Annotated in this window: 16 protein-coding genes; 9 read left to right on the top strand and 7 right to left on the bottom strand. The window is 56.0% G+C overall.

Features of this window, described 5'->3' with window-relative positions; all coding sequences use genetic code 11:
• Positions 1–5: 5 nt before the first annotated feature.
• The 3 genes from FFI90_RS09060 to FFI90_RS09050 all read right to left on the bottom strand — a co-directional run bounded on the left by FFI90_RS09060 (position 6) and on the right by FFI90_RS09050 (position 2,354).
• Positions 6–860: an acyl-CoA thioesterase gene (locus FFI90_RS09060; RefSeq protein WP_144777707.1), complete on the bottom strand. Its 855-nt coding sequence runs from the start codon at positions 858–860 to the stop codon at positions 6–8.
• 153 nt (positions 861–1,013) lie between these two features.
• Entirely contained in the window at positions 1,014–2,168 is a 1,155-nt protein-coding gene (locus FFI90_RS09055; protein ID WP_144777706.1) for an NAD(P)/FAD-dependent oxidoreductase, read from the bottom strand.
• A gap of 18 nt (positions 2,169–2,186) precedes the next feature.
• A complete protein-coding gene (locus tag FFI90_RS09050; protein ID WP_144777705.1) occupies positions 2,187–2,354 on the bottom strand; it encodes a rubredoxin in 168 nt (55 codons plus the stop codon).
• Positions 2,355–2,625: 271 nt separating this feature from the next.
• Between FFI90_RS09050 and FFI90_RS09045 the strand changes: the two genes are divergently transcribed.
• From FFI90_RS09045 to phoR, 5 genes are all read left to right on the top strand, one after another.
• Positions 2,626–3,183: a hypoxanthine-guanine phosphoribosyltransferase gene (locus tag FFI90_RS09045; RefSeq protein WP_144777704.1), complete on the top strand. Its 558-nt coding sequence runs from the start codon at positions 2,626–2,628 to the stop codon at positions 3,181–3,183.
• A gap of 28 nt (positions 3,184–3,211) precedes the next feature.
• Positions 3,212–3,751 carry a chorismate--pyruvate lyase family protein gene (locus FFI90_RS09040; protein WP_246123524.1) on the top strand — a complete coding sequence of 180 codons (540 nt, stop codon included), beginning with the start codon at positions 3,212–3,214 and terminating at the stop codon, positions 3,749–3,751.
• A gap of 111 nt (positions 3,752–3,862) precedes the next feature.
• Complete coding sequence (gene ubiA / locus FFI90_RS09035; RefSeq protein WP_144777702.1) at positions 3,863–4,750, top strand: 4-hydroxybenzoate octaprenyltransferase; 888 nt, start codon at positions 3,863–3,865, stop codon at positions 4,748–4,750.
• Positions 4,751–4,830: 80 nt separating this feature from the next.
• Positions 4,831–5,523 (top strand): phosphate regulon transcriptional regulator PhoB, encoded by a 693-nt coding sequence (gene phoB / locus FFI90_RS09030; protein WP_144777701.1) that lies wholly within the window; start codon positions 4,831–4,833, stop codon positions 5,521–5,523.
• Between the two features lie 42 nt (positions 5,524–5,565).
• Positions 5,566–6,897, top strand: a complete 1,332-nt coding sequence (gene phoR / locus FFI90_RS09025) for a phosphate regulon sensor histidine kinase PhoR (RefSeq protein WP_144777700.1) — start codon at positions 5,566–5,568, stop codon at positions 6,895–6,897.
• Here phoR and FFI90_RS09020 read toward each other — a convergent pair.
• Positions 6,894–7,769: a response regulator gene (locus FFI90_RS09020; RefSeq protein WP_144777699.1), complete on the bottom strand. Its 876-nt coding sequence runs from the start codon at positions 7,767–7,769 to the stop codon at positions 6,894–6,896. The genes phoR and FFI90_RS09020 overlap by 4 nt on opposite strands.
• Positions 7,770–8,055: 286 nt before the next feature.
• Between FFI90_RS09020 and FFI90_RS09015 the strand changes: the two genes are divergently transcribed.
• The 4 genes from FFI90_RS09015 (at position 8,056) to rsuA (ending at position 12,065) form a co-directional block, all read left to right on the top strand.
• Positions 8,056–9,273, top strand: a complete 1,218-nt coding sequence (locus FFI90_RS09015; protein WP_144778297.1) for a lytic murein transglycosylase — start codon at positions 8,056–8,058, stop codon at positions 9,271–9,273.
• 158 nt (positions 9,274–9,431) lie between these two features.
• Positions 9,432–10,148 carry a THxN family PEP-CTERM protein gene (locus FFI90_RS09010; protein ID WP_186317950.1) on the top strand — a complete coding sequence of 239 codons (717 nt, stop codon included), beginning with the start codon at positions 9,432–9,434 and terminating at the stop codon, positions 10,146–10,148.
• Positions 10,149–10,339: 191 nt separating this feature from the next.
• Positions 10,340–11,368, top strand: coding sequence for a metal-dependent hydrolase (locus FFI90_RS09005; protein ID WP_144777698.1), 1,029 nt, complete (start codon positions 10,340–10,342; stop codon positions 11,366–11,368).
• A gap of 4 nt (positions 11,369–11,372) precedes the next feature.
• Positions 11,373–12,065: a 16S rRNA pseudouridine(516) synthase RsuA gene (gene rsuA / locus FFI90_RS09000; protein WP_144777697.1), complete on the top strand. Its 693-nt coding sequence runs from the start codon at positions 11,373–11,375 to the stop codon at positions 12,063–12,065.
• 2 nt (positions 12,066–12,067) lie between these two features.
• Here the strand turns inward: rsuA and FFI90_RS08995 are convergent, their stop codons facing one another.
• Genes FFI90_RS08995 through ilvD form a run of 3 tightly spaced genes read right to left on the bottom strand, consistent with a single transcriptional unit; the run spans position 12,068 to position 15,273 of the window.
• On the bottom strand, positions 12,068–12,547 hold the full coding sequence (locus tag FFI90_RS08995; RefSeq protein ID WP_144777696.1) for an asparaginase domain-containing protein: 480 nt from the start codon (positions 12,545–12,547) through the stop codon (positions 12,068–12,070).
• A gap of 55 nt (positions 12,548–12,602) precedes the next feature.
• Positions 12,603–13,550, bottom strand: coding sequence for a D-alanyl-D-alanine endopeptidase (gene pbpG / locus FFI90_RS08990; RefSeq protein WP_246123460.1), 948 nt, complete (start codon positions 13,548–13,550; stop codon positions 12,603–12,605).
• Between the two features lie 46 nt (positions 13,551–13,596).
• Positions 13,597–15,273: a dihydroxy-acid dehydratase gene (gene ilvD / locus FFI90_RS08985; RefSeq protein ID WP_144777695.1), complete on the bottom strand. Its 1,677-nt coding sequence runs from the start codon at positions 15,271–15,273 to the stop codon at positions 13,597–13,599.
• Positions 15,274–15,283: the final 10 nt, after the last annotated feature.

Genomic DNA, 15,283 nt, shown 5'->3' with positions numbered 1-15,283 from the left:
AGCTTTCAACGCTGGCGAATGAGCGCCTCCTGAGTTGTCGATGCCACCAGAACGCCGGCCTGATTAAAAAAGTTGCCGCGATTAAAACCTCGCCCGGAAGAAGCACTTGGGCTGTCCTTGTCATAAAGCAGCCAATCCTCCATACGGAAATCCCGGTGAAACCAGATAGCATGATCGAGGCTCGCGATCTGCAGCCCCTTGTTCATGAATGACACTCCGTGGGGGTTGAGCGATGTCCCCAGGAACGAAAAATCCGATGCATAGGTAAGTAAGCAGCGGTGCAGGACAGGATCATCCGGCAATGTCCCAAGAGCACGAATCCAGCTCTGTTTAAGAGGCGGACGCTTTTCAGGCTGAAGCGGGTTCACGGGATTCACCGGGCGAATTTCGATGGGGCGGTCACGGGTCATGATTGCCTGCAGTTTCTCTGATACCTGCGACGCCATCAATTTGCCCCACTCCTGCTCAGAGCGCAGGGTTTCAGGGTCTGGCGCATCGGGCATTCCTGCCTGATGCTCGAAACCTTCTTCAGCAACGTGAAACGACATGGAGCCGGTCAGGATCTCCTTTCCATCTTGGCGGGCGATGACCCTGCGAACAGAAAAGCTCCGCCCGTCGCGCACCCGCTGAACCTCGTAATCGATGGGCATATGCTGATTACCCGGGCGCAGAAAATAGGCATGCATGGAGTGGCAGAGGCGGTCTTCAACCGTGTGACTTGCAGCCATCAGCGCCTGCCCAAGAACCTGACCTCCAAACACGTGAGGGAACCCGAGATCCTGGCTGTCGCCCCGGTAGTGATCATCGCCATTGGGGGAAAGATACAGCAATTCCACCAGTTTTTTTGTAACGTCAAGCATGCCTGCTCCTGTTAATTCGTTAGCTCACGAAGGAGTTTCTACCCCAAGCGCAGACAGTTCGCAATGAAAAGCCGCCGCCACCCACTCTTTATTATCCAGGGGGGGGCGGGCTGAGCCAGCTCAAATGAAAAAACACCCAGAGATGTTGGGTGCTTACGAGTGAATGGGTGGCACAACCTTGGACAACGACTGCTTTTCCAGCGCAAAGCGGCCAGTAACCGCGAATCCCAGCACATCACCCTCCGCGTTTCTGAACAGGGCTTTTACATGGGTGCCATCCTGCTCGGTTTCCCAGCTACCCTCAGCATCTGACGGCGGGGGGCAGACGGCCGCAGGACAGCAAGGTGTTTTAATCATCACCGGCATGGCTCCATAGCTCACTTCGGTGCGTTCACCGGTCAGCGTTTTTGCCAGCGCTCGGGCACAGGCCATCAGAGGTAAAACATAGAGCAGCACATGGCCGTCAACCTCTGCGCAATCGCCCAAGGCAAAGACATCCTGAGCCGAGGTTTCCAGCGCACGGTTCACCCTGATTCCCCGGCCTGTATCAATTCCTGCTGCGCGAGCCAGTTGCGCCCGGGGCCGCAGGCCCACCGCCGAAATCACCAGATCCGCTTGTATCTTTTCACCATTTGCCAGGTGCAGAGTTACACCCGTTTCCGCCGGTTCAATCCGCTCAACTACCGTTTCCAGATGAAAACGCACACCCAGAGATTGCAGTTCTGTCTGCACCGCATTGGCGGCGACGGGCGGCAGCAGGCTCGGCATGACGGCATCGGAAGGGGCGATCACCTCTACCTCGTAGCCACCATTGCGCAAGTCGTTCGCGAACTCGCAGCCAATAAGCCCCGCACCCATAATGGCCACGCGATTTCCCGGCTTGAGCGCCTTACGGAATGCACGATAATCGCCAAGATCGTTGATCGGAAATACCCGTTCCAGACCATCACCTGGCAAGCTCAGGCGAATGACGTCCGCACCCCAGGCGAGGACCAGTTTGCTGTAAGGCTGGCTCTCGTCCCCCAGCAGTAGCCTGCGACCCTCCGTGTCTATACCGGTCACCGTGGTATAGGTGCGCAGCTCCAGATTCAGCTGCTCTGCCATGGCCTCAGTATCAGCCTGGGCCAGGCCGTCTGCACCTTTGCCTTTGGTAAATCCGGTGGACAGCATAGGCTTGGAGTAGCTTACGCCATCATCAGCGGTCACCATCACAATCCGGGCGTCCTTGTCCTGCTTGCGGATTTCGCGGGCCAGGGAGTACCCCGCCAAACCGGTTCCGACAATAACGATGGGGGCCTGTTCTGTCATAACCATACTCCGTCCGGATCAGCTGATCTCGATCATTTCAAAATCTTCCTTGCCCACGCCGCAATCGGGGCAAACCCAGTCCTCGGGTACATCGTCCCATGTAGTACCAGGCTCTATACCGTCCTCAGGCCAGCCTTCTGCTTCATCATAGACCAGGCCACACACCACGCACTGCCACTTCTTCATAAACAATCTCTCCACCACATTTTGTGGCCGCAATATTAATTGTCGAACAATACTTCAATCAAGTGCTTTTTTCCCACTGACAAACCCTTGCGTCCGCCGCGCCGATTCGCTTATGAGCACCGCAGCGCCATAATACCCGGCACACCCGGATTGACCAATGCCGGTGAAGACGCAGCCAATACGCTTTTCTGCCAATTGTCCACCTTACACCCCCTCCCCTCCGCCGACCCTCTCCGGTATAATCGCCGGTTTTATGACAGGACCGACCGTTATGACCGATACCGTCGCCGAAATGAATCAGGTTATGGCCGAAGCTGATTGCCTGGTTGATGAACAGCAGGTGCAGGCTGCCATCCGCAATCTGGCCGACGACATTACCGGCCGCCTTAAAGACAGCAACCCTCTGCTGCTTTGTGTAATGAACGGCGGACTGATCTTTACCGGCCAGCTACTGCCCCGGCTCAAGTTCCCGGTGCAGGCAGAATACCTTCATGCCACACGCTACCGGCAGGAAACCACCGGCGGTATTCTCGAATGGAAGCTTCAGCCAGAAGCCGACATGAAAGACCGCGTTGTACTGATCGTTGACGACATTCTCGATGAAGGTACAACCCTGTGCGCCATCGCCGACTATTGTCTGGCCCACGGTGCAAAACAGGTACTGACAGCCGTGCTGGTTGACAAACAACATGATCGCAAGGCCCGCCCGGACCTGAAAGCGGATTTCACCGGCATGAATGTTGAAGACCGCTTCCTGTTTGGCTACGGCATGGATTACAAAGGCTACTGGCGCAACGCGCCCGGGATATACGCCGTCAAGGGTCTCTGATATCAACACCTGTGAAAACAACACCAGCCTGATCATTCCGCCAACCGATTGGTACCGGTCTTTCGCAGCAGCCGGGCTCCGCAATCCGGACGTTCACGGCCCGGCGCGATACTGGCTGCAAGTGGAAGGGTCTTTTACCCGGGCGCTGCAGAACCGGTGCACAAGCTCATTTCACGTGGAAGTGCAGCGGGAAGGCTTTGCTGCACCCACTCTTGAAGAGGCCAGGCGCCTCAGGATTCCGTTGCGCCAACTTGCCTGGATCCGCGAAGTACACCTCTGCGGTGACGGCAAACCCTGGGTTCTCGCGCGCACAGTTATTCCTCTTGCCTGCCTGGCGGGCGAGGGCCGGCGCCTTCTTCATCTTGGCAGCAAACCCCTGGGCGCTTATCTGTTCAGCAGCCGAGGCTGGCATCGCGGGCCCCTTGAAACCGGGCTTTGCAATCATCAGGGCCTCGAATCTTCGAAAACCGGCATGCCTGAGATTGCACGCCGCTCGCTGTTCAACAACAAAAAGAGCGCTCTGCTCGTAGGTGAATACCTGCTACCGATTCTTTACCGCCAGAACTGACAAACCATCAGAGAAGCGCTCCGGCTTTCACCCTGGCCCAAGCACTGGCTATAATCCCTGCACTTTCATTATCCAGTCCTTCTTTTTCAAATACCCAAAACGGATAGATCCATGCTGACTGATGCCGTGCCAGAACACATACGGAGCCGTCTTGCCGATTACGCACAGCTGCTGCGAATCAACCGCCCTATTGGCACACTGCTCCTGCTCTGGCCTACTTATTGGGCGCTCTGGCTTGCCGGGGACGGCAGTCCCGGCATTGGCAACATCATCGTCTTCACGCTGGGTGTATTTTTCATGCGCGCCGCCGGTTGCGCCATTAACGATTTTGCCGACCGGGACTGGGACAAGCACGTCGAACGCACCAAAGACCGCCCGTTAACCACCGGCCGCGTAAACGCCTGGGAGGCCGTCGCGCTGTTTGGCGGCCTGTGTATCGTCTCGCTTCTCATGGTCGTGCTGTTCACCAATACGCTCACTCTTTACCTGTCCTTTGGTGGCGCACTTCTGGCTTTTATTTACCCCTTCACCAAACGCTATACCCACTTGCCACAGCTGTTTCTCGGCGCCGCCTTCTCCTGGGCCGTCCCCATGGCGTGGGCCGCCGAGGCCGGCGAACTCAGCCAGATCACATGGCTGCTGTTCACCGCCAACGTGCTCTGGACTGTCGCTTACGATACGTTTTATGCCATGGTTGACCGCGACGACGACCTCAAGGTCGGTATTAAATCCACGGCCATCCTCTTCGGTGATGCCGACCGCGTCATCATTGGCGCACTTCAGACCATGGTGGTGCTCATTCTCATTATTGTGGGCCACCGTGTTGAACTAGGAACCTTCTACTATCTGGGGCTGGTTGCCATGGCCTGCCTGTTTATCTACCAACAGTTTCTGGCCAAGGACCGCGAACGCGATGGTTGCTTCAAAGCATTCCTGAACAACAACTGGGCAGGATTTGCCGTTTTCGTTGGTTTGGTCGTCGATTTGATTATTTCCTGATAACACCTGTCACATGGTTGTAACACTGGGGCGTTGTAATAAGTCCGCAACAAATCAAGGTCTGATACAGGTTATAGCTTATGTCTGGAAAAACCGTCCTGATTGTCGACGACGAACCCGCCATCCGGGAAATGATTGCAGTCGCCCTGGAGATGGCCGATTACGAGTGCCTGGAAGCTGCAGACGCCCGTGAGGCCCACGCCCTGATTATAGACAGGCAACCGGATATCATTTTGCTTGACTGGATGCTCCCCGGCACCAGCGGCATCGAGCTCGCCAGGCGCCTGAAAAAAGAAGAAACTACCGCAGACATCCCCATTATCATGCTCACCGCCAAAGTCGAGGAGGACAACAAGATCCGCGGTCTGGAAGTTGGCGCTGATGATTACATCACCAAGCCATTCAGCCCCCGGGAACTTGTCGCACGACTGAAAGCCGTGCTTCGCCGGGCAACGCCTCCCGGTATCGATGCACCCATAGAAGTCGACGGGCTGACACTGGACCCCTCAAGCCATCGTGTCGCCGCCAACGACAGCTTTCTGAACGTAGGGCCTACCGAGTATCGCTTGCTGCAATTCTTCATGACGCATCAGGAACGAGTGTATACCCGCTCACAGCTCCTGGATCAGGTGTGGGGCGGCAACGTTTACGTCGAAGAGCGAACCGTTGATGTACACATCCGGCGCCTGCGCAAAGCTCTCGGAGAACGCCACGACTATCTGATTCAGACCGTGAGAGGCGCCGGCTACCGGTTTTCCACCCAGCCAGCCTGACAGGCTGCTGCAACCCACGAAGATATTTCAAGGCAGGTTTTAATGCAGCAAAACTGGTCGCGACACCTGCGCTACACACTTGCCGGCCTCACAGGCACCACTCTTGCCGGCCTCTATTTGGGATATCCTGTTTACGGACTGACCGCCGGGCTAGGGTTCTATCTGCTGTGGACTCTCAACCAGACCCGTCGACTGGCGCAATGGCTGGCAGACCCGGATGCCAACGATGAAGCCCCCCAGAGTCTGGGCATTTGGGGCGATCTGTTCGACAAGCTGCACAAGCTCAACCAGAACTATCTTTTAACCCGTGACCAGCTACGGGCCAGGATCGACCGCATACAGGAATCCACCAACGCCATGCGTGATGCCGTCATCATGACCAACGCCCGTGGTGCCATGGAGTGGTGGAACGGTTCGGCAGAACACCTGCTGGGGTTCCGTCGTAACACGGATCAGGGCCAGTACATCTATAACCTCATCCGCACACCGGCCTTCAAATCCTACTTCGACGCCAAAGATTACCGTGAGCCGCTGGAGCTGCATTCACCCGCCAGACCCCATATTCATCTACAAATCCAGATCAGCCTGTTCGGAGAGGAAGACCGTCTCATCGTAGCCAAAGATGTCACGCGACTGCATCAACTGGAGCAGATGCGCCGGGATTTTGTGAGTAACGTTTCCCACGAAATGCGGACTCCGCTTACTGTGATCAGTGGCTACCTGGAAACCCTTGCGGACAACGCTGATGAATTGCCATCCAAATGGCGACGAGCCATCAATACGATGGCTACCCAGTCTTTTCGCATGGAGACGCTGGTTACCGATCTCATTCTGCTATCCCGGATCGAAACCGGCGAACAGACTGTGAGTGATACTCCAACGGATGTTGATCGATTGGTTCGACAGATCTGCCAGGACGCGCGAACACTCAGCGGTGAAAAGCAGCACGAGATCATTTTCGAGGCAATTGACCCACATTTGCTTAAAGGCGATGAAAACCAGCTACGTAGTGCATTCTCCAACCTGATATTTAACGCGGTAAAATACACGCCTGCCGGCGGCCGGATTACCGTCGCCTGGTTCGCCAACACTGAGGGGGGACACCTCTCGGTAAAAGATACAGGCGCCGGTATCGATCAGGTTCATATCCCCCGGCTCACGGAACGCTTTTACCGTGCCGATCCCAGCCGGCATAAAGACACCGGGGGAACCGGTCTGGGGCTGGCCATCGTCAAGCACGTGCTGATCAATCATGATGGCAGTCTGGAAATACACAGCCGCCTCGGTGAAGGCAGCGAATTTGTCTGTCACTTCCCCCCGGAACGAGTGCTTGAGAATCCTCAAAGTCATACGATGGGTGTGGGTGATGCTTAACGCTTACCAGCTCTGAAACGCGCAACAAACCGGGACAGATCCTCAAGCTTTTTCGGATCCTCGTCCACAAAGCGGATGGTTACGCTGACGAAGTCTGTGTCCTGACGTTTGTCCACGGCCTGCAACTGGTGCACATAGCCGTTCAGCCTTGCCATCTGCCCATCGCCGATCTCTATATCAACCACCGCCTGATCCAGGATGCCCGGAAACGCCTGCTCCCGCTTCGCAATCACTCGTACTTCCGTCAGGTTGATATCCTTGACCGCTGATCTCAGCGTACTTTCGGCAAAACGAATCGAGGCCAGGCTCATACTGCCTTTTGAAACTGCCGGTTTTGAGCCTTCCGCAGATGGTTGGGCAGAGGCTCCAGGCGCAGGTTGAGTCGCAGCGGTCGGCAAGGGCTCACGTTTTTGCGTTAGCAAAGCCGCCGACTCTTTGAGAGCATCGGTCGGCCCAGCCATGGATTTGCCGTTTTGGTCCATGGCAGTTTTGAGGGTCCCCCCCATCACCTTGATGATTTTCTTGCTCAGGCCTTCCGGACTGAAAGGCTTGCCCAGATACTCAGACACACCCTCTTTCACAGCCTCGATCACATGATCTTTGTCGCCTCGACTGGTAATCATGATAAAAGGCACTTTCTCGTACTGGGGCTGCTGACGCATCCATTGCAACAGCTCGAGGCCAGACATCTCCGGCATCTCCCAGTCACACAGAATCAGATCAAAGCTCGCCCGGGACATAAGCGACTGCGCCCTCCGGCCATTCTGCGCATCGGTGGTTTCTATCACCGGAAAGCGCTGGCGTATCGTCCGCTTAACCAGATCTCTTACAAAACTGGCGTCATCAACCACCAGCGCTTTCAGCGTTGCCATGTTCCGAACTCTTGTAAAGGTTTCGCTCAACTATAGAACAAAGGCCCGCCGGGAAAACCTGCAAGCTACAAAAAACCACAAACTTCAAACGTAAACGCAGATAGCGACACCCTTTCACAAGGCCCCGCATGCACCAGGTTAAAGAACTGTCACTCCCGGTGGCCTCGTTAAGTATTTCCCTGACCCCAAAACACGCTACCATGGGATCAAGCATCATCCACACCGTTTACCCTGATCGAGGTTTCACGTGCTGACCAAGCTTGCAAGGATTCTGCCCAACCGGCATATGGCGTGCCGTCTTTCTGTATCCGCCATTCTGGCTATCGCCACCCTGCCTGCAATGGCTAAAGTGGCAGACAGTGAGGCCGTTCTGGAAGCATCCGATGGCTTCGAAGAGTGCAAGCTGCAATTGCAGGAAAAAGCCATTGCGGCCGGAGTCAGTGCGAAAACGGCTCAGGAGGTCATGACCAGGGTCGAGCACGTAGACCGGGTAATCGAGCTGGACCGCAGACAGCCCGAGTTCACCACCACGTTTGCAGACTACCTGAACCGTCGGGTTAACGATGACAGGGTGAACAAGGGCCGTGAGCTGATAAAAGAGCACAGCGCTCTGCTGGAACGGGTTACCGAGGCAACGGGCGTTCCCGCAGCCTATCTTGTTGCCTTCTGGGGGCTGGAAACCAACTTTGGCAGCTATTTCGGCAAAATGTCCGTGCCGGATTCGCTGACAACACTGGCCTGTGACGCCCGCCGCAGCAAGTTCTTTACCGAACAGCTGATTGCCGCACTGCGGATTATTGATGAAGGCGCCATACCGGCAGAACAGATGGAAGGATCCTGGGCTGGCGCCATGGGCCACGTACAGTTCATGCCCACCGTGTTTCTGAAACATGCCGTCGACGCCGATGGCGACGGGCGCCGTGATCTCTGGAACAGCCTGCCAGACGCCATGATGTCCGCCGGGCGTTTTCTCGAGTCCATGAACTGGGATGGAGATTATCGCTGGGGCCGAGAGGTGCTGCTGCCAGAGAGCTTTGACTACTCTCTTGCCGACGGTCGCCGCCTTGAGTTGAGCAAGTGGCGGGAACTGGGCATTACTGATGCATTCGGCAAAGCCCTTGCTCGGGAAGATATTACCGCTGCGCTGATTGTTCCTGCCGGCCATCAAGGGCCTGCCTTTCTCGCGTATCACAACTTCAAGGTGATCATGGGCTGGAACCGTTCGGAGTTTTACGCCATTGCAGTGGGCCACCTCGCAGACCGCATTGCCGGCGCCGGGCTGCTCCAGAATCCACCCCCAGTAGATACACCCGCACTCTCACGAGACACAGTGCTTGAACTTCAGGCTGCTCTCAATGAACGCGGATACGATGCCGGCAAACCGGATGGAATTACCGGACCCGCAACCCGCTCAGCTATCCGCAAGTATCAGCATGATAACGGGATGATCGCTGATGGCTTCCCGGGACAAGAGTTGCTTGATGACCTTGGAGTAAACAACTAACCAGACCTGTCAGTTTTCTTTACACAGAAACCAAGCAAAGACAGCAAGTAATTGTTATTAATAGATATTATTAGTTGGCACGAAACTAGCTTAGAAGTAGCGAGTTGCGACACAAAATGAATTGTGTCATTTCATCATTTAAAGCTAGGAGTAAGGCCATGAAGATGTTGGCGAAAGGATCCCTTGGTGCACTGCTGCTGACAGCGGCCATGAGTGTTGCGGCATTTCCGGTTGATGTGACATCCATTGACGGCGTTTTTGAAAACGCTCTGAAGAGCAACGGCAGTTTGGCCGATGGGAACAACACCAGCACAATCAGCTGGGGCGACACCGGTAGTCGCTGGAATCCAAAGCCGCAAAGCAGCTACAGCTTTACAGGCGCATCCCCTCTGCCAATGCAGATTATTGATGATTCTGTTTTCAGCCTCGGCTCACTGACCCACATAAACGAACAAGTCACCGGACCAACACTGACATCCACTGATCTCGCCGTAACACTTGGCTTTTCAGGCTTTGGTGAAACCAGCACATCGAATGGTGAGTTTGTATTTTCACACACCGAAACTGTTGACAACGGTGTATACCAATCTTGCTTCCTGTTCTGGTGCTGGAATGAAAACGACGGCCCGGTTAATGACGTGATCTCGCAAACTGGCGCTACGGTTACAAGCTCTAGCTTCGTTCTTGGCGGATTTGAGTACACATTGGAACTGCTTGGCTTCAATGCTGATGCCAGCACTCCCGAAGACACTATTCGTCAGTACGAGCTATTCGCAAAACTGAACGCAACGGCAGTCCCAGAGCCCGGCACCCTGGCCCTGCTCGGCTTGGGCCTGGCTGGCCTTGGCATGGCACGTCGCCGCAAAGCCGCGTGATTGACTGAGACACCAACAGGAACGCCATAATCCTGTAGTGCACATAGTACAAAACCGACACCCCGCGCTTTCAACAAGCCCGGGGTGTCGGTTTTTTTAACACCTGTTTTATTGGCAATTCTTTCTCCCCGTGATCTGAATCCCCATTCCGCGCATAATACTTACCATCACTTTCTACTTTTACGGAATTCATGGACTCAATCACTCAGGCAGCTCTTGGCGCCTCAATAGCAGGCCTTGTGGCAGGCAAGGCTCTCGGGCGGCCGGCTCTTCTGACCGGCGCACTGCTGGCCACGCTTCCCGATCTCGATGTGCTGATTGATTACGGAACGGCGGTTGCGAATTTCACCCAACACCGCGGCTTCAGCCATTCGCTGTTCGTCCTTGCACCCCTGTCGCTGTTACTTGCGGCCTTGCTCTGGCGCTGGAAGCCGGAACCGGGATTCCCGCGCTGGCTGCTGCTGACCGCCCTGGTGCTGATGACCCACCCCCTTCTGGATACCTTTACCACCTATGGCACCCAACTGTTCTGGCCGGTTGGCAGGCCTCTTGCGATTAGCAGCATCTTCATCATTGATCCGCTGTATACTCTTCCCCTGCTCGCAGGCTGCGCGGCCTTCCTGATTCGCCCTCCCGCATTGCGTGCCATAACGGCTGGTCTGCTTCTGTCCACTGCGTACCTCTGCTGGTCTTTTGTTGCTCAGCAGGTTATTACCGAGCGCGTGCAACCTGCACTCGCAAAAGCCGGCCTCTCTGACGCCCGGCTGCTGGTACAACCTATGCCATTCAACACGGTACTCTGGCGCGCCACTGCGATCACTGACCAGCAGCGAGTTGAAATTGTTACCGGCTTTCTGGATGATGACGCTCCCTTAACGCTCGAGTACTTCCGCCGCCAACCGACGCTCGCAAACTCCGTAGCACAGCTGCCGGAAGCCCGCCGGCTGGAATGGTTTACCCGGGGCTTTCTCGACTACAGAGCAACCAATGGCGAAATCACCGCAACCGATGTTCGCCTGGGCATCCCGGGAGCTCATCCGTTTTCTTTTGTACTGGCCTATGAACAGGATGGTAGCCTTACACCGGCTAATGGTGAACGAGCGCCAAGGCGAGCCATGAATAGCGGGGCACTACCGTTACTCTGGGCCCGCACGACCGGAGCCATTCCAGTGCTGTGCCTTGCCAGTTTTGCGACGCCGGCCCCCGGCGAGGAGTGCTAAAACCATGCGTCTTGATCAGTTTATTGCCACAAGCTCAACACTTTCACGCAAAGAAGCCAGGCGCGCCATACATGCTGGTAACGTCGAGGTAGACGGTGAGGTCTGGAAGGGTACCGGTAAACATTTGCCAACCGGAGCTCAGGTCATGCTGGAAGGTGTGCGGCTAACTCTGCCGGGTGAGCGTTATCTGATGCTCAACAAGCCCGCAGGAGTCATCAGTGCGACGCGCGACAGCGACCACCCCACAGCGCTGGACCTTCTGCCAGCAGAGCTGACCAGCAAGCTTCACATTGCCGGCCGGTTGGACGCCGATACCACCGGTTTGCTGCTGCTGACAAGCGACGGCCAATGGTCCCACAGGATCACCTCGCCGAGAGTAGACTGCCCGAAAACCTACCGGGTGAGCCTGAGCACGCCCCTTTCAGAGTCGGCCATTAAAGAGTTGAAAACGGGCGTTATGCTCCATAACGATGCAAAGCCGACAAAGCCTGCACAGGTAAAGATTCTGGAGCAAAAGCTGATTGAGTTAACGATTTCAGAAGGGCGCTATCATCAGGTCAAGCGCATGCTGGCCGCGGTGGGCAGTCATGTAGAAGCTCTGCACAGACAAAGTATCGGAAGCATTACACTGGACCCGGCGCTGGACCCCGGCGATTATCGGGAGCTGACAGAACAGGAAGTCGCCTCGGCCTGCTAAGTTCAGGTGCGCTCGAAGCGCTGGGCTCTCAGGTTTTTCCTTACGGTTCCTGCCTCGAACACTTCTCCGTTCATGGCAACATAGACTCCAGGCGGCAAAAGTTGCACGGCTGCCCAGGCAAAGCCAATATTGAAAACCGCATCACTGCGGCGCATGCGGGCAGGCTGCATGGCCCCGGTGAGAACAATGGTTTTGTCATTCAGCGACGACAGTGCCTGGGCAGTTTCAGCCATGGTGTCAGTACCATGCGTAATCAGAATGCGGTCGCTGTCGCAGCCTGAGACAGCCTCAAGAACCTGCGTACGATCCCCATCGGTCATTTCCAGACTGTCCTTACGCAACAGCCCCTGAAGAATATAACCCTCGTGGATATTGGATTCTGCCAACAGTTCCGGCACCAGAGACTCACCGATTTCAAACTCGCTGTTGGCGTCAAAGTACACCTTGTCGATGGTGCCGCCCGTCGTAAAAATCCGGATCATGGAGTCTCTACCCTGCTCAAGGTGTCGCGTGCTTCCGCACGGGTTTTATTAAGGCTTATTTCAGTGCAGTCGTCGTGCTGTGGCCCACGACGGAGTTATAGGCAGCGTTCTTTTCCAGTGCATATTTCCGCGCGACGTTCGCCACTTTTCCACGTGCGCCGGTATCCAGCCAGCGTTTGATACGCCCGGCGTCTCCCATGGGTGACCGGGTTCCCAGTGAGTCCAGCAGAACCGTAACCACCTGTTTGCCGTTCATATTGGAGACCATCACCAGGCAGCGACCAGCCTCCGACAGATAGCCGGTTTTGCTCAAGCCTACACCCCAGCTGTCACGATGCACCAGAGCGTTGGTATTGCCAAACGACAAACTGTACCGGGGCTTACGGAACTGGCCACGGAAATAATTGGTTGTGGAGTACTCCCTGATCTCAGGATACTCGGCAGCCGCATTGACAAGCTTTACCAGATCCCCGGCGGTTGAGAGATTCGCTGCCGAAAGTCCCGTCGGATCCACAAACCGGGTGCCCGTCATGCCAAGCGCTTTGGCCTTGGCGTTCATGGCCGCCACAAACCCGTCAAAGCCATCCGGGTGACTTCGGGCAAGCGTGTAGGCCGCAAAGTTTTCTGATGACATGAGAGCAATGCGTAACACATCTGCACGACGCATCTGCGAGCCTATCCGGATACGGCTGTAGGCGTTGGCCGCCGCGGACGTATGGCGTTTCAGGAAAACCAGCCATTCATCCAGCGGCGCGCCAGACTCCAGGACCACCAGTGCTGTCATCACCTTGGTAATAGAGGCAATGGGGACAGGCCGGTCCGCGTTTTTACCAAACATCAGATCATTGCTACCTGCCAGGGCCACAGCCGCATTCACGGATGCCAGGTTCGGGCCTTGAATATCGACGTCAACTTTACCGGACTCTTTGGAGTGGGCGCAAACCACCATCGGCAGACTGAAAAAAAGCCACAACAGAATCTTCGCCATCTTCGTTCTGAACATCGATTACACTCTTGGTGAACTGTTAATATTTGCGACTTCTAATGCTCTACGGCAGATCGGTAACGGCACCCGTGGATGCGGAACTTACGGTGCGGGCGTATTTTGCCAGCACTCCGCGGGTAAAGCGTGGCTCGGGCGCTGCCCAAGCGGCACGCCGGCGCTCCAGTTCTTCAGGGGATATATTCAGCTCAATGCTGTTGGCAACCGCATCAATGGTAATTGTATCGCCATCCTCAACCAGCGCAATGGGGCCACCGTTTGCGGCTTCCGGCGTAATGTGACCGACAACAAAACCGTGGCTGCCGCCGGAAAAACGACCGTCTGTAATCAGCGCCACATCGTTGCCAAGCCCTTTACCCATGATTGCCGACGTCGGCGTCAGCATCTCGCGCATACCCGGGCCTCCTTTGGGCCCTTCGTAGCGGATAACCAGCACATCACCGGCAACGACCGTCCCATCCATAATTCTGTCCTGGGCCTCTTCTTCAGAGTGGAATACCCGGGCGCGACCGGAAAAGTGAGTACCTTCCTTTCCGGTAATCTTCGCCACCGAGCCCTCCGGAGCGAGGTTGCCGTAGAGAATGCGCAAATGGCTGTCGGCCTTGACAGGATTGTCAAAGGCATGAATGATGTCCTGTGCCTCAGGGTAAGGCGCAACATGCTTCAGGTTTTCCGCCATCGTCTGCCCGGTTACGGTCAGACAGTCCCCGTGCAGCAAGCCCCGCTCCAGCAACATCTTCATCAGGGGCTGAATACCGCCAATCGCCACCAGTTCTGACATCATGTAATGCCCGCTCGGGCGCAGGTCTGCCAGCACAGGCACGCGCTTACCAAGCTCGACAAAATCTTCCAGACTCAGCTCAACATCAACGGTGCTGGCCATGGCCAGAAGATGGAGCACCGCGTTGGTTGAACCGCCCAGGGCAATCACAACGGTAATGGCATTTTCAAATGCCTGACGGGTCATGATATCCGAAGGCTTGATATCTTTGTCCAGAAGATTCAGAACCGCCGCACCGGCGGCTCGGCAATCGTCCGTCTTGGTGTCGGATACCGCATTCTGAGCTGAGCTGCCGGGCAGGCTCATGCCCATGGCCTCAATCGCGGATGCCATGGTATTGGCGGTGTACATGCCGCCGCAGGAACCGGGGCCTGGAATGGCTGTTTCCTCGATTTGCTTTACCTCGATCAAGTCAAGGTCACCCCGGGCGTGAGCGCCCACCGCCTCGAAAACCGAAACAATATCCGTGTGGTTTTCACCGGGCATGATGGTGCCGCCGTACACAAACACCGATGGCCGGTTCAGGCGGGCAAGACCCATCATGCAGCCCGGCATATTCTTGTCACAGCCGCCGATGGCGACCAGCCCGTCAAATCCTTCGCAGCCAGCGACGGTTTCTATGGAGTCTGCGATGACTTCGCGGGAAACCAGAGAGTACTTCATCCCGAGAGTGCCGTTGGCAATGCCGTCGGAAACGGTGATGGTGTTAAAGATCAGTGACTTGCCACCCGCCGCATCGGCACCCGCCGAGGAGGCTTCTGCCAGCTCGTGGATGTGCATATTACAGGGCGTCAGGTTGCTCCAGGTTGAAGCAATACCAATCTGGGGTTTGCGAAAATCTTCATCGGTGAAGCCGACGGCCCGGAGCATCGCACGGCTGGCGGACTTGCCAATACCGTCCACCACAGGGGCGGAATAACGGCGGCGCTTGTCATCGGTCATCGGTCTCTCC

This window comes from Marinobacter maritimus (genome assembly GCF_007671675.1).
Taxonomy (GTDB): domain Bacteria; phylum Pseudomonadota; class Gammaproteobacteria; order Pseudomonadales; family Oleiphilaceae; genus Marinobacter; species Marinobacter maritimus.
This window is presented reverse-complemented; position numbering and strand designations above follow the sequence as displayed.